Origin of the sequence: Streptomyces sp. NPDC059989, from assembly GCF_042736975.1 — a bacterium.
Lineage (GTDB): Bacteria > Actinomycetota > Actinomycetes > Streptomycetales > Streptomycetaceae > Streptomyces.
In genome coordinates, this window is sequence record NZ_JBHWUO010000002.1 from 97,551 (window position 1) to 116,501 (window position 18,951).

General features: G+C 73.9%; 18 protein-coding genes. 8 read left to right on the forward strand and 10 right to left on the reverse strand.

All coding sequences use genetic code 11. The features are described from left to right. Positions 1 to 14 precede the first annotated feature (14 nt). Positions 15 to 431 (reverse strand): nuclear transport factor 2 family protein, encoded by a 417-nt coding sequence (locus ACFWBN_RS02275; protein WP_385169189.1) that lies wholly within the window; start codon positions 429 to 431, stop codon positions 15 to 17. 88 nt (positions 432 to 519) lie between these two features. On the opposite strand from ACFWBN_RS02275, the gene ACFWBN_RS02280 reads away from it, so the two are divergent. Next, positions 520 to 1,089, forward strand: coding sequence for a PadR family transcriptional regulator (locus ACFWBN_RS02280; RefSeq protein WP_385169192.1), 570 nt, complete (start codon positions 520 to 522; stop codon positions 1,087 to 1,089). Continuing rightward, positions 1,076 to 1,852 (forward strand): SGNH/GDSL hydrolase family protein, encoded by a 777-nt coding sequence (locus ACFWBN_RS02285; RefSeq protein WP_385169195.1) that lies wholly within the window; start codon positions 1,076 to 1,078, stop codon positions 1,850 to 1,852. Before ACFWBN_RS02280 ends, ACFWBN_RS02285 begins: the two co-directional genes overlap by 14 nt. Positions 1,853 to 1,903: 51 nt before the next feature. On the opposite strand, the gene ACFWBN_RS02290 is transcribed toward ACFWBN_RS02285, so the two are convergent. From ACFWBN_RS02290 to ACFWBN_RS02310, 5 genes are all read right to left on the reverse strand, one after another. Beyond that, entirely contained in the window at positions 1,904 to 5,095 is a 3,192-nt protein-coding gene (locus ACFWBN_RS02290) for an amidohydrolase family protein (RefSeq protein WP_385169198.1), read from the reverse strand. Positions 5,096 to 5,248: 153 nt separating this feature from the next. Next, positions 5,249 to 5,512, reverse strand: coding sequence for a hypothetical protein (locus ACFWBN_RS02295; protein ID WP_385169201.1), 264 nt, complete (start codon positions 5,510 to 5,512; stop codon positions 5,249 to 5,251). Between the two features lie 117 nt (positions 5,513 to 5,629). Then, complete coding sequence (locus tag ACFWBN_RS02300; protein ID WP_385169203.1) at positions 5,630 to 7,699, reverse strand: ATP-binding protein; 2,070 nt, start codon at positions 7,697 to 7,699, stop codon at positions 5,630 to 5,632. A gap of 121 nt (positions 7,700 to 7,820) precedes the next feature. Then, on the reverse strand, positions 7,821 to 8,489 hold the full coding sequence (locus tag ACFWBN_RS02305; protein WP_385169206.1) for a response regulator: 669 nt from the start codon (positions 8,487 to 8,489) through the stop codon (positions 7,821 to 7,823). Positions 8,490 to 8,539: 50 nt separating this feature from the next. Then, positions 8,540 to 8,965 carry an aldo/keto reductase gene (locus ACFWBN_RS02310; RefSeq protein WP_385169705.1) on the reverse strand — a complete coding sequence of 142 codons (426 nt, stop codon included), beginning with the start codon at positions 8,963 to 8,965 and terminating at the stop codon, positions 8,540 to 8,542. Between the two features lie 8 nt (positions 8,966 to 8,973). Between ACFWBN_RS02310 and ACFWBN_RS02315 the strand changes: the two genes are divergently transcribed. After that, positions 8,974 to 9,774: a TauD/TfdA family dioxygenase gene (locus tag ACFWBN_RS02315; RefSeq protein ID WP_385169209.1), complete on the forward strand. Its 801-nt coding sequence runs from the start codon at positions 8,974 to 8,976 to the stop codon at positions 9,772 to 9,774. Positions 9,775 to 9,868: 94 nt separating this feature from the next. Further along, positions 9,869 to 10,765: a sigma-70 family RNA polymerase sigma factor gene (locus ACFWBN_RS02320; RefSeq protein ID WP_385169212.1), complete on the forward strand. Its 897-nt coding sequence runs from the start codon at positions 9,869 to 9,871 to the stop codon at positions 10,763 to 10,765. 84 nt (positions 10,766 to 10,849) lie between these two features. On the opposite strand, the gene ACFWBN_RS02325 is transcribed toward ACFWBN_RS02320, so the two are convergent. Further along, positions 10,850 to 11,485 carry a DUF1877 family protein gene (locus ACFWBN_RS02325; RefSeq protein ID WP_385169215.1) on the reverse strand — a complete coding sequence of 212 codons (636 nt, stop codon included), beginning with the start codon at positions 11,483 to 11,485 and terminating at the stop codon, positions 10,850 to 10,852. A 155-nt stretch (positions 11,486 to 11,640) separates the two neighbouring features. On the opposite strand from ACFWBN_RS02325, the gene ACFWBN_RS02330 reads away from it, so the two are divergent. Next, positions 11,641 to 12,834: an MFS transporter gene (locus tag ACFWBN_RS02330; protein WP_385169218.1), complete on the forward strand. Its 1,194-nt coding sequence runs from the start codon at positions 11,641 to 11,643 to the stop codon at positions 12,832 to 12,834. Positions 12,835 to 12,892: 58 nt separating this feature from the next. On the opposite strand, the gene ACFWBN_RS02335 is transcribed toward ACFWBN_RS02330, so the two are convergent. Beyond that, positions 12,893 to 13,234, reverse strand: a complete 342-nt coding sequence (locus ACFWBN_RS02335; RefSeq protein ID WP_385169222.1) for a MazG-like family protein — start codon at positions 13,232 to 13,234, stop codon at positions 12,893 to 12,895. A gap of 435 nt (positions 13,235 to 13,669) precedes the next feature. Here ACFWBN_RS02335 and ACFWBN_RS02340 point away from each other — a divergent pair, with 435 nt between their 5' ends. Continuing rightward, positions 13,670 to 15,727: an RICIN domain-containing protein gene (locus ACFWBN_RS02340; protein WP_385169225.1), complete on the forward strand. Its 2,058-nt coding sequence runs from the start codon at positions 13,670 to 13,672 to the stop codon at positions 15,725 to 15,727. 89 nt (positions 15,728 to 15,816) lie between these two features. Further along, complete coding sequence (locus ACFWBN_RS02345) at positions 15,817 to 16,425, forward strand: hypothetical protein (protein WP_385169227.1); 609 nt, start codon at positions 15,817 to 15,819, stop codon at positions 16,423 to 16,425. On the opposite strand, the gene ACFWBN_RS02350 is transcribed toward ACFWBN_RS02345, so the two are convergent. Then, the gene (locus ACFWBN_RS02350; RefSeq protein ID WP_385169230.1) at positions 16,422 to 17,090 is read right to left on the reverse strand and encodes a hypothetical protein; all 669 of its coding nucleotides are present in this window, start codon (positions 17,088 to 17,090) and stop codon (positions 16,422 to 16,424) included. The two genes, ACFWBN_RS02345 and ACFWBN_RS02350, sit on opposite strands and share 4 nt — an antisense overlap. 418 nt (positions 17,091 to 17,508) lie before the next feature. Here ACFWBN_RS02350 and ACFWBN_RS02355 point away from each other — a divergent pair, with 418 nt between their 5' ends. Continuing rightward, positions 17,509 to 18,459, forward strand: coding sequence for an endonuclease/exonuclease/phosphatase family protein (locus ACFWBN_RS02355; RefSeq protein ID WP_385169708.1), 951 nt, complete (start codon positions 17,509 to 17,511; stop codon positions 18,457 to 18,459). 17 nt (positions 18,460 to 18,476) lie between these two features. Here the strand turns inward: ACFWBN_RS02355 and ACFWBN_RS02360 are convergent, their stop codons facing one another. Continuing rightward, positions 18,477 to 18,950 (reverse strand): hypothetical protein, encoded by a 474-nt coding sequence (locus ACFWBN_RS02360; protein ID WP_385169234.1) that lies wholly within the window; start codon positions 18,948 to 18,950, stop codon positions 18,477 to 18,479. Position 18,951: the final 1 nt, after the last annotated feature.

The following is an 18,951-nucleotide window of genomic DNA, read 5'->3' on the forward strand; positions in this document are numbered from 1 at the left end:
CCCGGCAGGCAGCCCTACCCGGCGAGACCGTCGGCGACGAGGCCCGCCAGGACCGCCTCCCCCAGGGCGTGCACCGCGGACTGGGGGCGGACCATCACGGTGAACTCCTTGACCCGGCCCGCCTCGTCGAACTGGAGCTGGTCGATGCCGTGGATCTGCTTGCCGTTCACCGTGGCCCGGAAGGGCAGGATCACCGACGGCGCCTCCGTGCCGTCGGCGATGGTCTCGACCGCGCCTTCGAGCTGCCCGATGTAGCGGAGGTCGTCGAAGACGCGCAGCAGGACGCCGAAGAGTCCCAGCACCGCCGGCTTGCCCTCGAAGGGGGTGAACTTCACCGGGCTGTAGAGGCGGATGTCCTCCGTGAACAGGTCGTCCATCGCGGTGAGATCGCGCTTCTCCACGGCGGCACGGAAGCGTTCGGCAGTGTCCATGTCTCTCCTCCTGATACTCAACAATGTGACTAGTCAGTTTCATGAGTATGATGCAGGCGCGAACGAGAAACGGGAAGGGGCTGCTTCGATGGCCTTGAAACACGCCGTACTGGCCGCACTGCTCGACGGCGAGTACAGCGGCTACGAGTTGGCGAAGGATTTCGACCTCGGCGTCTCCAACTTCTGGCACGCCCTGCCCCAGCAGCTGTACGCCGAGCTGGCCAAGCTGGAGAAGGAGGGCCTGGTCTCGGGGCGGCAGGTGGTCCAGGAGACCCGGCCCAACAAGCGGCTCTTCCAGGTCACCGAGGCCGGCCGGGAGGAGCTGGAGCGGTTCGCCGCGGCGCCGTCGAAGCCCACCTTCATCCGCGACGACCTGCTCGTCAAAGTCCAGACCGCCGACCGCATCGGCCCCGCCCCCGTGATCGAACAGCTCGAAGAGCGGGCGGCCGCGGCGGCGGCGAAGATCGAGCTCCTCGAAAAGGTGCTCCGGAACATGCGCGGCGAGGCGGACGAAGCGGAGTTCCTGCTCCGGGGCGACCGGATCGGGGGCTACCTGACGGGCCTGCGCGGTCTGGCCTTCGAACAGGGCCACCGGGACTGGTGCCTGCGGAGCGCGGCGATCCTGAGAGAGAGGCAGAAGACCCATGCCGAACGGTGAGTACCTGCGCTACGTGGCCCTGGGCGACAGCCAGACGGAGGGGCTGGGCGACGGGGACGACCTCGTGGGCCTGCGCGGCTTCGCCGACCGGCTCGCCGAGCACCTCGCGGCCGCCAACCCCGGCCTGCTGTACGCCAATCTGGCGGTACGGGGGCGGGTCGCCGGTCAGGTCCTCGGCGAGCAGCTGGGGCCCGCGCTGGCCCTGCGCCCCGACATCGCCACGGTGGTCGCCGGGGTCAACGACCTGCTCCGGCCCCGGTTCGACGCCGCGGAGGTGGCCGGGCAGCTGGAGGAGATGTTCGCCGCGCTGACGGCGGCCGGGACCCACGTGGTGACCGTGACCTTCCCCGACGTGGGCAGGGTCGCGCCCCTGGCCCGGCCCCTCGGCTCCCGCGTGTCCGCCCTCAACGACCACCTCCGCGCCGCGGCCGCCCGGCACGGGGTCACGGTCGCCGAGACCGGCCGGCAGGCCGTCTCCACCGACCCGCGGATGTGGAGCCAGGACCGGCTGCACGCCAGCCCCCTCGGCCACGAGCGGATCGCCGCGGCCCTCGCCCACGCACTGCGGCTGCCCGGCAGCAGCGACGACTGGGCCCGGCCGCTGCCCCCGCTGCCGGCCCCTTCCGGCCTGCGGGCCGCCGGGGCCGAACTGCGCTGGGCGGCCGCGTTCCTCGGCCCCTGGCTGGGCCGCCGGCTGCGCGGCAGGTCCTCCGGTGACGGCCGCACGGCCAAACGCCCCGGACTCCTGCCCTTGACCCCGTAGGAACGGCAGGACCGGCGGGACCCGGAGGCGCCGGCGGTACCCGTACGCGCTTCAGGCCGGGCCCCGGTGGGTGGTGCCGGTGCAGCAGCCGTCGCGCAGCATCTGGTGCAGGACGGCCCGCCAGTCCTCGGGCGGCATGTCGGCCCGTGCGGCGGTGTGGGCGAAGGCGCCTTCCAGGGCGGCGCGTTCATGGAGGGTGCCGCCGCGGAGGGTGGCCCGTACCCGGATCAGGTCGGCGAAGTCGGCGAAGGGATCCCCGTCGACGAGGGTGAGGTCGGCGATCCGGCCCGCCTCGACCGTGCCGAGGTGGTCCGCGACGCCGAAGACGCGGGCGGGCGTGCGGGTGGCGCTGGTCAGCGCCTCGGCGGCGGTGAGCCCGTACCGGTGCAGGGCGCGCAGGGACAGGTGGAGGTGGAGGCCGACGGGGGTGAGCGGAGCGTCGGTGCCCAGCGCCAGCCGGCCGCCGCCCGCGAGGACGGCCCGGTAGGTGGCGACCTCCCGTTCCAGGGCGGCGCTCTGCTCCGGGCTCGGCGGCTGGGCGGCCGCGGCCCGGACCGCCGCGACGTCCCAGGGCGGCATCAGGTCCGTGACCCGGGCGTCGGCGGCGAGCGCCGGATCGGCGCCGATCAGCGGCAGGGCCGAGAAGGGGGTGGCGATGAGGTCGAACCCGCCGTGCGCGTAGACCTCCACGGTGTCCTGGTACGTGTACCCCGCCGGGGTCGAGCCGTGGCCGTACTCGGCGCGCTCGGTGGCCACCAGATGGGTGGTCAGGTCCTGGCCCGACTGGATGCCGGGCGCGCACAGGTGGGAGCCGGCGAGGACACCGAGCCGCTCGTGCGCGAAGCGGGCGGCGTCCTCCATGAACGCGTACGGAGCCCGGACGTACGTCTTGACGAAGTCCCAGTCCAGGGCGGCGGCCCGGGCCAGCGAGCGGGCGAATCCCGCGCGGGTGCGGTGGGCGCGCCCCATGCTGTAGGCGACGCGGGAGCCGTCGAGGAGCTCGCCGCCCGCCAGCAGCCGGGGTGCGGCGAGCCGGCCGGCCCGGATGTCCTCGCGCAGTCGGGCCTGTTCGTAGGCGGAGCCGCCGAGGGAGACCGCGGTGGTGACGCCGTAGGCGAGGTGCAGCGTGCCCTGCCGGGCCCCGTAGGTGTACGGGTACGGGTGGACGTGCGAGTCCCACAGGCCCGGCAGCACCGTCCCGGTGGAGGCGTCGACGGTGCGCACGGCGCGGCGGCGCGGCCGGTGGGGCTCGACGGCGGTGATCCGGCCGCCGCGGATGAGGACGTCGACGTCGGCGCGGGGCGGGGAGCCGGTGGCGTCCCAGAGGAGTCCGGCGTGCACGACGGTGTCCACGGGGGCGGGTCGGCGGTAGGTCAGGGTGAGCGGGACGGTACGGGGCGGTCCCGCGGGCGTACCGGTCGCGTCGAGGGTGAGCAGGCGCAGCCGGGCGCAGGACTGGTAGAGCAGGGTGCGCGAGTCGGCGGCCCAGGAGGGGTGGTCGGCGGGCTCGTCGGTCAGGAGGCGGGCCGGTCCCGCGGGGGTGCCGTCGGGGGTGACGGGGAGCAGCCGGAGCGCCGATTCGCCGACGCAGGCCAGGAAGCGGCCGTCGGGTGACCAGACGGGGCCGGAGGCGTAGCGGTCGGAGAGGGAGGCGTGCGGGGCGAGGGCGTGGAGGCGGGCGGCGCCGGTGGTGGTGTCGACGATCCGGATGAGGTTGTGGCCCTCGCGGAAGCGCCTGCTGAGCCGGTTGCGGTCGCACAGGGCGAGGTACCGGCCGTCGGGCGACCAGCTGGGCGGGCTGGGCAGGCCGCCGCCGCCGAGGGCCTCGACCAGCGGGGTGTCCGTCCCGGTCGCGAGGTCGCGTACCAGGAGCCGTCCGGCGAGGTCGAGGGCGGCGAGCCGGGTGCCGTCCGGGGAGAGGGCCCCGTAGACGCGGCCGCTCGGGGACAGGACGCTCTCGGCGCCGCCGGCGAGTTCGCGGCGGCGTACGGTGTTGAGGCCGTCGCGGTCGTCCGTGTACACCAGGGCCCGGCCGTCCGGGGTCCACACCGGCCCCTGGACGTAGGCCGTGGCGGGTGCCTGGACGACCTTGCGCGGCGCTCCCCCGGTGACGGGCACGGTCCACAGGGCGTTGAGCGCGGCGAAGGCGACGGTGCGGCCGTCGGGCGAGAGGCTGGGCAGGTGGAGGCCGAGCACCGGGCGGCTCCGCTCGGCCTCCAGTGCGTACTGCTTGACGCGGTAGCCGGGGCGGGGCACTTCGAGGGTGGCGTCGAGGGGGATCTCGTGGCCGAGGGGGTCCCGGTGGGGGCGGATCACCCGGAACCGACCGTCCAGGGTGATCAGCAGGCGGTCGTCGTCGATCCAGCGCGGGGGTGCGGGCGCGAGGTCCCCCGGGAGGGCTACGGGGCGGCCGTCCGCGTACAGGGTCAGGATCTCGGCCTTGCGGGCGCCGGGGGCGGCGGACAGCCAGGCGGTGCGGCCGGCCGGGGAGAGCGCCGGGGAGCGCAGGCTGCCGTCGGTGGCGGTGTGTTCGATCCGTACGGGCCCTTCCGCGTCGGCGGCGACCGAGGCGAGGGTCCGGGCGGTCAGGGTCTCCCCCGTGGGCGTGCCGCGGACGAACAGCACGCGGGAGCCGTCCGCCGACCAGACCGGGTCGAAGTCCTCCCAGGCGGCGTCCTGGCCCGGACCGGACTGCCCCGGCAGGCCCGTCAGGCGGCGGACGCGGCCGTCGGTGACGCCGACGGTCCAGATCCGGTACGGGCTGCCCGCCACCGGATCGCCGCCGCGTTCGGAGCAGAAGGCGAGGGTGCGGCCGTCGGGCGACCAGGCGGGCGCGCGGTGGTCGAAGGGGCCGTCGGTGAGCTTGCGCAGCCCGGTGCCGTCGGCGCCCATCACCCAGATGTGGAAGGTGCCGCCCCGATAGGCGCTCATCGCGACGAGGCGGCCGTCCGGGGAGAACACCGGGCGGCCGGGCTCCAGGTCGGGCGGGGTGAGGGGGGTGGCGGGCGAGCCGTCCGGGGGCAGCGACCAGAGGATGTTCTGCACCTCGGCGACGACGCGGCCCCCGTCGGCGGTGGCGGTGGCCGCGCCGTTGGTCGCGCGGGTGAAGCGCAGCCGGACGGTGCGCCCGGGCGCGGGGTCCGGGGCGCCGGCCCGGCGTGGTGCGGCCGACGCCGCGGGGTGGCCGAGCCATGCCGTCAGGGCGACGGCCGACGCCGCCCGGAGAACCGTCCTGCGCACCATCCGCATCCCGACCACTCGCCTCGCGTATCGATGACCGCCCCGACTGCCCCGTCGGTCACCCACAACGATCAACGGCCCGTTTCGGCAACGGCCGTGCGAGAACCGGGTCCGGGACGGAGTCCCGGACCCGGCGATGAGGTGGCGGCCTTTCGGTCAGGAGGTGTAGAGCCACCACTTGTGCTGCTCGTACTTGCAGGAGTAGTGGCGCCAGTGCCCCTGGGACTGGCCCTTCTTGCCGGCGCTGTGGCAGCTCTTCTCGCTGGAGTACGGGCCGTGCTTGCCGGCGGGCCGGTGCTGCTGCACCGACACGGCGGTGACGTCCTGCTGCGGGGCCGCGGTCGCGGCCGGGCCCGCCATCAGGAGACCTGCGGTGACCAGAACGGCCACCGGCGCGATGCGCACGATCTTTGCGTACATGAGGGGTACCTCTTCTTCCTGGTCTCCGAGTCCCGTTCGGACTTCGGACCATCAACGTACGAACGCCCGTGTCCCGGGCGCATGGGGCAGGTGACCCGACCCCGGTCCCGTTCTCGCCTAGGACGCTTCGGCCGTGCGCGGCAGCACGGCCCGTACGAGGGTCCCCGCCTCGGTGCTGACCAGGTTGAAGGTGCCGCCGAGCTCCTCGGCGCGCTCGGCCATCGAGCGCAGGCCCACGCCCAGGCCCCCGTCGCCGTGGGCGCCCTCGGGGATCCCGGCGCCGTTGTCGCGGATCTCCAGCGTCACCGCCTCGGGCGTCAGGACCACCAGGGCGTGGGCGTGGTCGGCGTCCGCGTGGCGGACCACGTTGTTCAGGGCCTCCGCGGTGATCCGGTAGAGGGCGACTTCCACCGCCGCCGGCAGGCCGGGGAACGGTTCGGGTGCGAGGCTCACGCCGATGTGCACGGTGCGGCCCAGGTGTTCGGCGAGCTGGCGCAGCGCGCGGGGCAGGTCGGCGCCGTCGAGGGCGGCGGGTGCCAGGCCGCCGGTGATGTGGCGCAGTTCGTCGATGGCCTGCCCGATCCCCTCGGAGACGGTGGCGAGGGAGGCGGTGGCCCTCGTACCGGGCTCCATGGCCGCCCGGGCCGCGTCGACCTGGAGGCGCAGGCCGGACAGGGCCGGGCCGAGGCCGTCGTGCAGGTCGTGGCGCAGCCGGCGCCGTTCCTCCTCGCGGGCCAGGACGATCTGTTCGCGGCTCGTCTGGAGGTCCTCGTAGAGCTGGAGCGAGGCGATGGCCGGGGCGCTGTGGTCGGCGAGGATCCGCACGGCCTCGCGGTCCTGCTGGTCGAGGGCGAGTTCGCCCTCGCGCGGCGGGACGTGCAGGTGGCCGATGTCGTTGTCCCGGTACACCAGGGGGAAGGCCTCGTCGGAGCTCCCGGGCGTGCCCAGGCGGGCCAGTTCGCGCTCGCCGTGCCGGGTGCGCAGCACGAGGCGGGCGCCCGGCAGCCTGAGGGTGTGCACGACGGTGGCGCAGAGCAGCCGGGGCATGTCGCCGGGGTCGAGTGCGTGGCTGAGCCGGTCGGCGAGTTCCCGTACGGCCTGGTAGGGCTGGGCGCGTTCGCCGTAGTAGTAGCGGTCGACCATACGGGCGGCCCAGCGCGCGGTGGGCCTCAGCAGGGCGCCGATGAGCAGGGTGAAGCAGGCCATCAGCCCGGCCTCGGGGGTCAGGGAGCCGGGCGCGAAGTAGGAGAGGACGAAGGCGCCGCCCGCGTAGGCCATGAAGAGGGCGAAGGTGAGGACGAAGGCGGTCAGGATGCGCCGTCCCGCGCGGTCCAGGGCCCAGGTGCGTTCGCGGATGTGGACGTACCCCACGGTCGCGGGCCAGGCCGCGGCGGCCAGGTAGAGGGCGATCACGTTCACGCCCTCGGGGGCGTCGGTGAAGGAGTAGATGCAGAGCACCGCGAACCAGAGGAAGTACGGCACCGTCAGGATCGCGTAGGGACGCTCGGACTTCGGGGTGCGGGGCCATCGGACCGCCATGATGAGCATGCCGGTGCCGAAGAGGATCGGCGGAACCAGGTAGTTGGCACTGCCCATCCACGGCGTGAGGAGATCCGCCACGCGGGCCCAGCCGCCGTCCGAGAGGGGGGTGGGGAGTCCGTAGTACGTGAAGCCGGGGGCGGTGAAGGTGTAGTACTGCTGGGCCGCGCTGAAGACGGCGGTGAAGGCCGCGTAGGGCAGACCCCATGCGCGGGGGAAGCGGCCGCTGGGCAGCCACAGCGGCATGGGGTACATGATGACGCCGATGAGGGTGTAGGCGACCATCGCCAGGAAGATCACCGCGGTGAAGACGCGCGGGCCCGCGCCGCACAGGATGGCGATCAGCGGCACCGACTGGGCCAGGGTCAGCGCGCAGCCGGAGCAGAGCAGGAGCGCGCCGAGGGCGCGTGCGGTGCGGCGGGCGGCGAAGACCATGCCGGTCAGGGCGATTCCGAGGCCGAGGAGGACGGCGCTGGCGACGACGTGGACACCGACGGTGCGCAGGGCCGGGTGGTCGAGGTGGGTGAGGGTGAGCACGGCCCAGGTGATGCCGGAGAGCATGGTGAGGACGCAGACGGCGTAGGCGGGCAGCATCTCGGGCCCCGAGCGGGGGGCGACGCTCGCCGGTGTCCGGTGGACTTCGTGCATGTCGGCCTCCTCGGCCGCTCGGCGCCGTCCGCTGCCGGCCTCGTACGACGCCGGTCCCGGGCGCATGGGGCGGTGTCCCGATCCGGCCCCGGGGGCGGGGGGTTGGGGGCCGGGCGGTGGGTCAGGCCTCTTCGCCCAGGCCCACGTCGCGGGCCCTGGCGACGGCCTCGGCGCGGGAGGTGACCTGGAGCTTCTCGAAGACGTGGGTGATGTGGTTGCGGACCGTCTTCTCGGAGAGGACGAGTTCGCGGGCGATGCGCCGGTTGTCGTGGCCGCGGGCGATCAGTTCCAGGACCTCGACCTCGCGGGCGGTCAGGGAGGGGAAGAGCTGCTCGGCGTCGCGCCGGTGGCCGCCCGAGAGGAGGGCGGAGAGCCGGGCGGCGATGTCCGAGCCGATGACGGCGCCGCCGGCGGCGACCGTGCGCAGCGCGTGCAGGACCTCTTCGGAGCCGGCGCCCTTGACCACGTAGCCGCGGGCGCCGGCCTGGAGCGCGGCGAGGAGGCTGCCGTCGTCGTCGGACATGGTGAGCATGAGGACCGGAAGTCCGGGATGGGAGGCGGCGAGGCGGCGGGTGGCCTCGATGCCGGAGACGTCGGGCAGGGACAGGTCCATCACGACCACGTCCGGGCTGTGCCGGTCGACGGCGTCCGCGACCTCGCCGCCGGTCTCGGCCTCGGCGACCACGACGGCGCCCTGGGTGCTCTCCAGCGCGGCTCTCAGACCCTCCCGGAACAGGGGATGGTCGTCGACGATCAAGACACGCGGAACGGTTCGGTCTTCTTCGCGCACGACCGGACACTACCAGTCACTGATCATCACCATGGGTAACGGGGCCGTGGCTACTTCTCCAGTCGGGTCATGTCCGGCGCGCGTGCGCCGGCCGCTTCCCCGACCGCCTGCGCGACCGCCCTCAGCAGAGCGGCCGGGAGGGTCAGCCCGACGGCGCCGGCATTCTCGCGCAGGTGCGTGCGCCTGCGCATGCCGGGGAGCGGGATCACGTCCGGTCCCTGCCCGAGGAGCCAGGCCGGCGACAGCTGCGCCGGGGTGCAGCCGGCCTCGGAGGCGAGCGTGCGCACCCGGTCGACGAGGCCGAGGTTGGCCGTGAGGTTGTCGCCCAGGAAGCGCGGCTGCTGCCGTCGGATGTCGTCGGCGGCGAGCGCGTCGACGGTGGTCAGCCCGCCGGGGAGCAGTCTCCGGCCCAGCGGCGCGTACGCCACCAGGGCCACGCCCAGTTCGCGGGCGGCGGGCAGGATGTCCTGCTCCAGGCCGCGGGTTGCGCTTCAGCGGGGCCGGCGGCGGCTTCGCGGTCGTCACGGGTGCCCCGGTGGCGGCCATGACCACCGCCCGGGTACAGGAGCCGGCCGTCTCGATGGTCCGCCCCCTCGGGGATCCGCTCCCGCAGGGCGAGGGCCCGGAGCGGACCACGGCCTGGCTGGTGCGGGACGAGGGTGCCTCCCCGTACACCGACGCCCGCCGGTTCCACGAGGCCGCCTACACGTCGAAGTCGCGTGGCGATCTGCACCTCCACAACGACGCCGCGGTGACGCCGTTCGGTGTCGAGCCCGACTGGCTGGCGCTGCTCGTCCGCCGCGCGGCCCGCCGGGGCGGTGCGTCCGTCCTGGCGGACGGGGCGCTGGTGCGGCGCGTCCTGGGTGAGGAGTATCCGCGTGAGCTGTCCCTGCTCCACACCCCGTTCGCCTTCGACCGGCGCCATGTGACACCGCCCGGCGAGAGCCCGGTCGTCTGGGGTCCGGCCTTCGCCGAGCGCGACGGACGCATCCGCGTCCGGTGCAACGTCCGGCGGATGCGCAGCGCCTACGACCTGCTCGGCACCCACCTGCCCGCGGACCGCCGCGCCGCGATCGACGCCCTGGAGGAGGTCCTGTCCCGTCCCGGCCTCTCCCGCACCCTTGCGCCGGCGGAGGGAGACTGCCTGGTTCTCGACGACCGCCGCATCCTGCACGGCCGCACCGCCTACGAGGACCACGCGCCCCTGGAGCGCCGGCGCTGCCTGATCCGGGTGATGGCGGCGGAACGCCCCGGGCGGGCGGCGGACGCCTCCTCCGCAAAGTGATCGTCTTCCCATCTCGTGGGAGACGGGCGCCTGTTGAGTCTGTCGGTTATCGTCCGAAACGGCAGTGACGGAACGGAACACGGGGACGTGACAGGTGAGCGACAAGGACTTTCTGGCGCAGCGCTTCGAGGAACACCGCCCCCACCTGCGGGCGGTGGCCTACCGGATGCTGGGATCGCTCAGCGAGGCGGAGGACGCCGTACAGGAGGCGTGGTTCAAGCTGAGCCGTTCGGACGCGGACGAGGTGCAGAACCTGGGCGGCTGGCTGACCACGGTGGTGGGCCGGGTCTGTCTGGACATGCTGCGCTCGCGCGCCACGCGGCGCGAGGATCCGCTGCACGACCAGGAGGGGCGGATCCGCCTCCCCGACCCGATCGTCAGCGGGGCGGACGGCATCGATCCCGAGCAGGAGATAATCCTGGCCGACTCCGTCGGCATCGCCCTGATGGTGATCCTGGAGACCCTCTCCCCCGCCGAACGCCTCGCGTTCGTCCTGCACGACATGTTCGCCGTGCCGTTCGACGAGATCGCCCCCGTCCTCGGCCGTACGGCGGCCACGACCCGGCAGCTCGCCAGTCGCGCCCGGCGCCGGGTCCAGGACGCGGCGCCCGCTCCCGACACCGATCCGGCCCGGCTGCGTACGGTCGTCGACGCCTTCCTGGCCGCCTCGCGCGGCGGGGACTTCGACGCGCTGGTCGCCGTCCTCGACCCCGAGATCGTGGCGCGCTCCGACGGCGGCACGCTGCTCCCGAGCCTCCTGCGGCGCGGTGCGGCCGAGGTCGCATCCCAGGCGATCACCTTCGCCCGGTTCGCGCAGGCCGGGCATCCGATCCTGGTCAACGGCCTTCCCGGGGTGGCCTCCCTGTCGGCACAGGGCGAGCTGATCTCGGTCATGGCGTTCACCGTCCGGAACGGAAGGATCACCGCGCTCGACATCCTCACCGACCCCGAGCGCCTCGCGCGGATCGACCTCGGCGTGCTCGGCGGCTGAGTCGCCGCCGCGCCCCGAGGACCCGGGGGCCCGGGGGCGTACGGCGGGCCGGGCCATCGCGACCCGGCCCGCCGCGGCGCGGCGTCAGGAGATCTCCTTGACGACGGCGTTCCCGGCCGCAGCGGCGCGCGCGTAGAAGCCCCGTACGCCTTCCAGGCTCTCGGCCAGGGAACCGTCTTCGATCATGCTCATGGTCCTGACGCTCCCGTCGGGCTGCCCGACCCTCATGCGGAAGGAGTACACGCCCGCCTCCTCCACCAGCCCGGCGCGCTCACGGATCAGCGCGTGCACGTCCACCGTGCGCAGGAAGGCGTGCACGGCGTGCACCTCGGCGGGCACCAGCAGCCGGGGGGTGTCGATGCGCGCGATGCCGCCACCACCGTCCTCGACGAGGGGCAGGCCGCCCATCACCACGTCGCGTGCGGGCGCCCGGCCGCAGGGTGTGGCGTGTTCGTCCCGATCGTGTTCCCGACAGCCGGTCAGCAGTACGTGCAGACCGTCCCAGTTGCGGCGGATGTCGTTGTTCTCCTCGGCGAAACGCAGCCTGGGCGGGCCGCCGGGTGCGTGCGCGCTCCCGCTTTCGCCCTCGTCATTCATGTCGAGACCCTCGTTCCAGGCCTCCCACAGCCGCCTGCGGCCCGCCTGCGCTCCGTCGGGATGGTGCAGCAGCTCCTCGACGCGGCCCGCGTCGTGCCGCGACAGCGTCATCCAGAAACCCATCACGCCCCCTGGCGGTCGTCTCGGTGTGCGGTCCGCGGGCCGCGGCCGCCGGGGGACAGTTTCGCGGAGACCGTCCTGCGCGGTTCAGGCGGGGCGGCGGCGCGCCGGGCACGTGGGGCCGGGTTCGGGCGCTCTGCGGGTTTACCGTCGGCGGCATGGACGGTGATCGCCGAGGGTGGCGCGCGTGTTTGCTCAGCGGGGCGGTGTTCGCGGTGTGCATGGCCGGCACCACGCTGCCGACCCCCCTCTACGGCCTCTACCAGGAGAAGTTCGGATTCTCCGAGCTGATGGTGACCGTGGTGTACGCCGTGTACGCCTTCGGGGTCATCGGTGTGCTGCTGCTGGCGGGCAATGCCTCGGACGCCGTGGGCAGGCGGCCGGTGCTGCTGGCGGGCCTCGGGTTCGCGGCGGCGAGCGCCGTCTGCTTCCTGTGCGCCACCGGGATGGGCTGGCTGTACGCGGGGCGGCTGCTGTCGGGACTGTCCGCCGGCCTGTTCACCGGGGCCGCCACCGCCTACGTGATGGAGCTGGCACCGCACGACGGCGCCTCGCGGGCCACGTTCGTCGCGACGGCCGCCAACATGGGCGGGCTGGGCTGCGGTCCGCTGCTCGCCGGAGTGCTCGCGCAGTACGCCGCCTGGCCCCTCTACCTGCCGTTCGCCGTGCACCTCGCGCTGGTGGCCGGCTCGGCCGTCGTCCTGCTGCGGCTTCCGGAGACGGTACGGGAGCTGCGGCCGCTGAGCACCGTACGGCCGCAGCGGCCCGGCCTACCCCCGCAGGTGCGGGCGGTGTTCGGGCCGGCGGCGATCGCCTCCTTCGTGGGGTTCGCGCTGTTCGGGGTGTTCACGTCGGTCAGCCCGGCGTTCCTCGCGCAGTCCCTGGACGTGCACAACCACGCCGTGAGCGGGCTGGTCGTGGCGCTGGCCTTCTTCGCCTCGACGGCCGGTCAGCTGGTGGTCGGCCGGGTCGGGGTGGGGCGCTCGCTCCCGCTGGGGTGCGCCGGGCTCCTCGCCGGGCTCGCGCTGCTCGCGGGGGCGCTGTGGTGGGATCTGCTGCCGCTGGTGGTGCTGAGTGCGCTGGTCGGCGGGGGCGGGCAGGGGCTGGCGTTCCGCGGGGCGCTGTCCGCGGTGGCCGCGGCGTCTCCCGCGGACCGGCGGGCGGCCGTGATCTCGACGCTGTTCGTGGTGGCGTACGCGGGCATCTCGGTACCGGTGATCGGGGTGGGGGTGCTGGTGGGCCCGCTCGGGCTGGAGGGTGCGGGGCTGGTGTTCATCGCGTGCATGGCGGTGCTCGTCTCGTCGGCGGCCTTCTACCTGCTCCGGCGTCCGGTGCGGGCCGCCGGGGCCTGAGGGCGTGCGGTCGCGCCGGCCGCCGTACCGACGGCCGGCGCCGCTCCGCCCGTGCCGGTCAGCCGCCGGTCTGTTCCGGTGCGGGCAGGAACTTGCCCGCCTTCAGCCGGAGCTGACCGGCGAAGTACGCCGCCGCGTCGGGGCGCATCCGGGCGAGGGCGACCATGCCCGTGATGATGACGTCGCACACCTCGTCGTGGACGTCCTCCCAGGAATGGGAGCGGCCCTTGCGGGGGTTGGTGCCCTTGGCGCCGATGACGGCCTGGGCCGCTTCGCCGAACTCCTCTCCGATCTTCAGGACTTGGAGCACGTGGCTCTCTTCGGGCCGGAGCCCCTGCTCGGCGTCGGCGGCGTCGAAGCGGTCGGCCAGGGCGCTGATGGTGTCCCACGGGGCGGTCACGGCGTGCGGTGCCTTCCTGTTCCGCCGCCTGCCCGAGCGCGGTGACGGCCGTACGGGCAAGGGGGGTTCATCGTCGTACCGCCCGGCCGGGCAGCGGCAGCACCCTACCGTTTCGGGCCGCGCACCACTTTCCTCACGGGTCGTGACGGAGAGAATTCGACAGGTAGTAATTAGATGAATCCCTAACTGAATTCCCGTCAATAGACCGGCCATCCTTATCTCGATTTGATAACGACTCCTCCCGATAAGGCCTGGACCAATCTGCGCAACGCGCGTAACTCTCCTTGTTTTATTGGATGTTGACTGTTCATCAGATTTGAGGGACAGGTAACGGAACGATTTCTTGAAGCGGACTCCCCTTTGTCCGAATTCGCCGGCGCATTCGTCTGGCAGGCTTCCGCGCACCCACTCATCCGACATCGACTTGAGGTGCCCATGACAGGACGACGCAGACGGCGTGAACACCGCCGCAAGCCCCGGCGGTTGATACTCGTCACCGCCGCCATGGCCACGGCGGCGGTGATCGCCGCCGGCATCGCCTACTCCGGACTGGGCGACGGCGCCCAGGCCGTTTCCGTACAGGCCGGCGCGGAGGCCGCCGCACCGGCCGCCGCGCCCGCCCGGGACCAGGATCCCGAACCCCTCGCGAGCGCGCCCGCCAACGAGAGCGCGCGCGGCATGGTCTACGACGGCCTCGCCCCCGCGCCGAAGGGCGACCGGTGCGCCGGCGTCTACCGCACCGGCGCCGGGCACTGCACCCACGGCCCCGACGCACCGCCCAAGGGCGTCGACATCACCAAGGACATCGCGCCCGCCGTCAAGGCGTCGGCGCCCGCGGCCGATCCGGCCCGCCCCGCCGCCGACGACCCGGCGACCGGCGAAGGCGGGGGTCGCCCCCAGGACGCGCCCGCCGCCGACGCCGACCACACCGCCGACAAGGCCGCCGCACCCGCGCCCTCGGCCTCCGGCCAGGCGGTCGCCGCCGGCCCCGCGGGCCAGACCGTCCAGTGCGACGGCGACGGCAGCACCGGCAACCGCGTCCAGGTCGTGTACGTCCACGGCCCCGGCCGCGACCGCTACTCCGAGTACGTGGCCTCGTTCCGCAAGTGGGCGGCCGATGCCGACCTCATCTACGCGACGAGCGCCCAGGAGACCGGCGGGATCCGCCACATCCGCTACGTGACGGCCGCCGACTGCACGCCCACCGTGCTCAACATCGAGCTCCCGGACTCCGCGCTGGCCGAGTTCAGCGCGACCAACGCCGCGCTCGCCGGCAAGGGGCTCGACCGCCGCGACCGCAAGTACATGATCTTCGCGGACACCCAGGTCTACTGCGGCATCGGCACCTTCAACGGCGACGAGCGCCCCGGGCAGGCCAACCAGAGCAACTTCGGCCCCTCCTACGGGCGTACGGACTCCGGCTGCTGGGGCGGCCACACCGCCGCGCACGAACTCGGCCACAACCTGGGCGCGGTCAACAACAGCGCCCCGAACACCAGCCGCGGCGCGCACTGCACCGACGAGTTCGACGTCATGTGCTACTCGGACACCCCGTACTACCCGCAGATGCGCAACATCTGCACCAACCAGGCGGCCGAGAACATCCTGGACTGCAACCACGACGACTACTTCCACACCAGTCCGAAGGCCGGCAGCTACCTGGCCACGCACTGGAACATCGCCGACAACCAGTTCCTGATGAAGAACAAGGGCGGAGGCGGCACCGACCCCGGTCCGAACCCCGACCCGAGCCCGACCCCGACCAAGAAGCCGACGCCCACGCCGACCAAGAAGCCCACCGGCGGACCGGCCGTCACGGTGGGTCAGATCCAGCCGGACTCCGCCGTCGTCAGCTGGCCCAAGGCCGAGGGCGCCGCCTGGTACCAGGTCCTGCTGAACGGCAAGCACCTGGCCTGGGTCCAGTCCCCGGTGCTGCGCGTCTACAACCTCCGGCCCGACACCTCGTACACGGTCGCCGTCTCCGTCCGCGACAGCGCCGGCCGGGACAGCGGTCCCGGCAAGGCCGCGTCCTTCCGCACGAAGGGCACCGGCGGCGGCGCGACCACCACCCCCGGCGCGCGGTACCTGCTCGGCAACGGCAGCAGCGGCATGAACGCCGAGGTCTGGGGCGGTCGCAGCGCCGACGGCACCGTGCTCGTCGGAGCCCGCTCCAACGGGTACGCCCAGCAGCAGTGGTACTTCGACGACGCGGGCAACGGGCAGGTCCGCATCCGCTCCGCCGTCTCCGGCAAGTGCCTGCAGCCGGGCGGCACTCCGGCGGAGGGCATGTGGGTTGCGCAGCAGCCCTGCGCCGGCGCCGGTGCGCAGGCCTGGAAGCTGACCTCCCGCGGCGGCGCGGTGACGGTCACCGACCCGAGCGGCGCCTTCGCCCTGACCGTGAGCGGCCGCCCCTACTACGGGAACTGGCTGCTCGACCTCCAGCGCGCGGACGGCCGTCCGGCGCAGGCCTGGACCGTTCAGAAGGTCGGCTGACCCTTCCGGCCCCGTGAAGTCCACTCCGGCGGGCGGTCGCGTCACGCGGCCGCCCGCCGTCCCCTCACCCCACCCGGAGCACCGCCACGATGCGCATACGAATCGCTTTCCAGGCCGTCCTGACCGCACTCGGCCTGATCCTGCTGTCCCCCGCCGTGGCGCACGCCCACGGCGACACCGTGAAGGTGGTGGTGACCGGGCAGCGGGAGGGCCACGTCACCGCCGCCATCACCTGGGAGAACGACGGGGACGCCGTCGAGGAGGCGGTCGCCGCCACCGTGAACGCGGTCAGCGGCGACGGCGCCCGCACCTTGGGTCCCTGGCGGCTGGTGCGTGATCCCGCCGCGGCGCCGGCCGGCTGGACCACGGCCGAGACCCTGCCGCCCGGCGCCTGGAAGGTCACCGTGGACGTGGGCTTCCCCGCCCTCGGGCACGGGGAACTCGAAGTCGGCGTACCGGTGGTGGACCCGGCACCGGCCACGGGCACCCCGGATCCCCGTCCCGCCACACCCTCGCCGGTACCGACCCAGGCGACGGCCCAGGCACCGACGCAGGCGCCGGCCTCCGGAACCCCCGCCGAGCCCGCGGAGCCCGGACCGGGGCCCGCCGTCTGGTGGACGACGGCGGGCGTGGCGGCGACGGCCCTGGCCGGAGCGGCCGTCGGGATCCTCCTACGGCGTCGGCGCGCGCGCCGCTAACCCACGAACTCCTCGTCCCCGTAGCGCACTTCCGCGGTGTTCCAGTCGACGCCGAGGTCCGCCGCGAGCTTCCGGGCGAGGGGGAGGTCGGCGAGCGGGGCGATGAGGACGAGCCGGCCGTCGAGGGTGACCGAGCCGCCGCCAAGGCGTTCGCGGGCCTCGGGGTCGGCGAGGAGGGCGTCGTGGAGGCGGGTCGGGCTGACGCCCGGGGCCTGGATCTCCACGGCGTCGGTGTCGGGTGAACTCCGCGGCAGGCAGCGGAAGGTGAGCACCGACTCCTGCTGGTACTGCTTGCGGATGACGTCGGCGATGTGGTGCAGGCCCTCGGGGCCCACCCGGTTGACGTCGAACTCGCGCGAGCGCTCGTAGGTGGTCTGCTTCAGCTCCTCGGACCAGAAGACCCCGTCCAGCAGGGTCGAGGAGCCGGGCTTCGCGCCGTGGGTGCGGATGATCTCGCGCACGTCGTGCTCGAAGCGCTTCAGGCGGGTCCGCAGCCGGGGGTCCGCCGGGTCCGTGATGATCGCCGTGTTGTCGGTGGCGAAGATCTCCGCGGCCGCCGGGCAGCCCGGGGACGAGGCCGGGCTCGCGTGGGCGCTCCCCGTGCCGGCCGATCCCAGCGCCAGGACCCCGACCGCGACCAGGACCCGTAAGTGCTGCTGCCTCATGTCTCAACTCCCATTCCAGGGGACCGTGATGGCGCGCCGGTCGGCGACGGCCCGCGTCATCCTAGGGGCGCTGCCCGTCCCGGCAGGGGCCCGAACCCCGACAGGGGGCCGATTTCACCCGGTCGAGGCGGGGGCCCGACGAGAACCCGATCGGCCTCGCGCGCGTCATGGAGGTCATGACCCTGTACGTGATCGTGACGGAGCAACCGGCGTGACGAAGCCCCCTCCAGCCGGCGCCGCCCCTCGTGGCCGCCGGGCCCCGCGCCGCGCCTCCGGCCGCCGGGGGCGGGTGTGTGCCGGGGCGCCCCCGCAGGGCGCCGAACGCAACGCCGCTTCACTGCCCGACCCCTCGCCACGTTCGGCGCCCGAGGAGGTGCCCCGGCGCGCGCCCGCCCCCGGCGGCCGGAGGCGGGGCCGGATGATCGTGGCCGCGCTCCGCCCCGCCCCCGGCGGCCGGAGGCGGGGCCGGCTGGTCATCGCCGCGCTCTCGCTGCTCACCACCCTCGTGATGCTGCTGCACGGCTGGATCCCGAACACCATCGCCAACCTGGGCAGCCTCGTCGAGACCTTTCTCCCCTGGACCGGCGCCGCGGTCCTCGTCGCGGCCGCCGCCGGACTCGTCCGCCGCTCGCGCGTCGCGCTGATCGCCGTCCTGCTCCCCGCGCTCACCTGGGCCGCCCTGTACGGACCCGACTTCGCCGACCGCGGCGCCGACGGCACGGCCGACCTCACCGTCGTCACCCACAACGTGGACGACGCGAATCCCGACCCGGCCGGCACCGCCCGCGCCCTCGCCGCCTCGGGAGCCCAGCTGATCGCCCTGCAGGAACTGGTCCACCCCGCCGTGGGCCAGTACGAGCGGACGCTGGCCGAGACCCACCCGTACCACGTGGTCGAGGGCACGGTCGGCCTGTGGAGCACCTTCCCGCTCCGCGAGACGGCCGGGGTGCCGGTCACCTCGTGGAGGCTCGTGCTGCGCGCCACCGCCGAGACCCCCGAGGGCCCCCTCACCGTCTACGTCGCGCACCTCCCCTCCGTACGGGTCGGGCCGTCGGGATTCACCACGGCGAACCGGAACGAGGCCGTGGACCGGCTGGCCGCCGAGCTCGCCACCGCCCCGGCCGGCCGCACCCTCCTGGTAGGCGACTTCAACGGCACCACCGACGACCGGGCCCTCGCACCGGTGGTGGACCGCTTCCGCTCCGCTCACGAGGCGGCGGGCGCGGGCTTCGGCTTCAGCTGGCCCGCCCGTTTCCCCTTCGCCCGCATCGACCAGATCCTGGTCCGCGGTCTCACCCCGGTCTCTGCGTGGACCCTGCCGGGCACCGCAAGCGACCACCTGCCCGTGGCGGCCTCGCTGCGGCTGTGACCGCGAGGCCCTCCGGCTCAGCCGCCCCGCGTGAGCGGGAACAGCTGCTCGCCCTCCAGGCCGAGGGCCCGGCTGCTGCTGGTGAGCAGTTGGAGGCCCGGTTCGAGGGCGAGGAGGTGGCGCAGCCCGCGCACCGCCCGGTCGGTGAGGTGCTGGCCGCCGTCGATGACGAGCAGCAGGTCCTGGCCGGTGATCCAGGGCAGCTCCGGCCGCTCCGGGGCGGGCGGGCCCGTTCTCCCCGCGGAGAGGGAGCCGAGGGCGGCCGTCAGGTCCGCTTCGCCGGTCTTCCGCTCCAGCGTCACCAGGGCGGTGCCGGCGACGAAGTTGGACCGCAGCCGGCACGCGACGGCGTTCGCGAGCCGGCTCCTGTCGTCGGGGCCCTGCCCGGTGAGCGTGACGATCCGGCTCCTGCGGACGGCGGACATGAGAGTGGCCAGGTGCCGGGGCGGCGGCTGGTTCGATGGTGATGTGGACAGAGATGTGCTCTTCATG

Excerpts from the sequence above, each read along its gene's own strand:
- ACFWBN_RS02355 (WP_385169708.1), top strand. The coding sequence starts at position 17,509 with ATGATCGTGGCCGCGCTCCGCCCCGCCCCCGGCGGCCGGAGGCGGGGC.
- ACFWBN_RS02300 (WP_385169203.1), bottom strand. The coding sequence starts at position 7,699 with ATGCACGAAGTCCACCGGACACCGGCGAGCGTCGCCCCCCGCTCGGGG.
- ACFWBN_RS02360 (WP_385169234.1), bottom strand. The coding sequence starts at position 18,950 with ATGAAGAGCACATCTCTGTCCACATCACCATCGAACCAGCCGCCGCCC.
- ACFWBN_RS02280 (WP_385169192.1), top strand. The coding sequence starts at position 520 with ATGGCCTTGAAACACGCCGTACTGGCCGCACTGCTCGACGGCGAGTAC.
- ACFWBN_RS02340 (WP_385169225.1), top strand. The coding sequence starts at position 13,670 with ATGACAGGACGACGCAGACGGCGTGAACACCGCCGCAAGCCCCGGCGG.
- ACFWBN_RS02345 (WP_385169227.1), top strand. The coding sequence starts at position 15,817 with ATGCGCATACGAATCGCTTTCCAGGCCGTCCTGACCGCACTCGGCCTG.
- ACFWBN_RS02350 (WP_385169230.1), bottom strand. The coding sequence starts at position 17,090 with ATGAGGCAGCAGCACTTACGGGTCCTGGTCGCGGTCGGGGTCCTGGCG.
- ACFWBN_RS02275 (WP_385169189.1), bottom strand. The coding sequence starts at position 431 with ATGGACACTGCCGAACGCTTCCGTGCCGCCGTGGAGAAGCGCGATCTC.
- ACFWBN_RS02295 (WP_385169201.1), bottom strand. The coding sequence starts at position 5,512 with ATGTACGCAAAGATCGTGCGCATCGCGCCGGTGGCCGTTCTGGTCACC.
- ACFWBN_RS02290 (WP_385169198.1), bottom strand. The coding sequence starts at position 5,095 with ATGGTGCGCAGGACGGTTCTCCGGGCGGCGTCGGCCGTCGCCCTGACG.
- ACFWBN_RS02325 (WP_385169215.1), bottom strand. The coding sequence starts at position 11,485 with ATGGGTTTCTGGATGACGCTGTCGCGGCACGACGCGGGCCGCGTCGAG.
- ACFWBN_RS02285 (WP_385169195.1), top strand. The coding sequence starts at position 1,076 with ATGCCGAACGGTGAGTACCTGCGCTACGTGGCCCTGGGCGACAGCCAG.
- ACFWBN_RS02330 (WP_385169218.1), top strand. The coding sequence starts at position 11,641 with ATGGACGGTGATCGCCGAGGGTGGCGCGCGTGTTTGCTCAGCGGGGCG.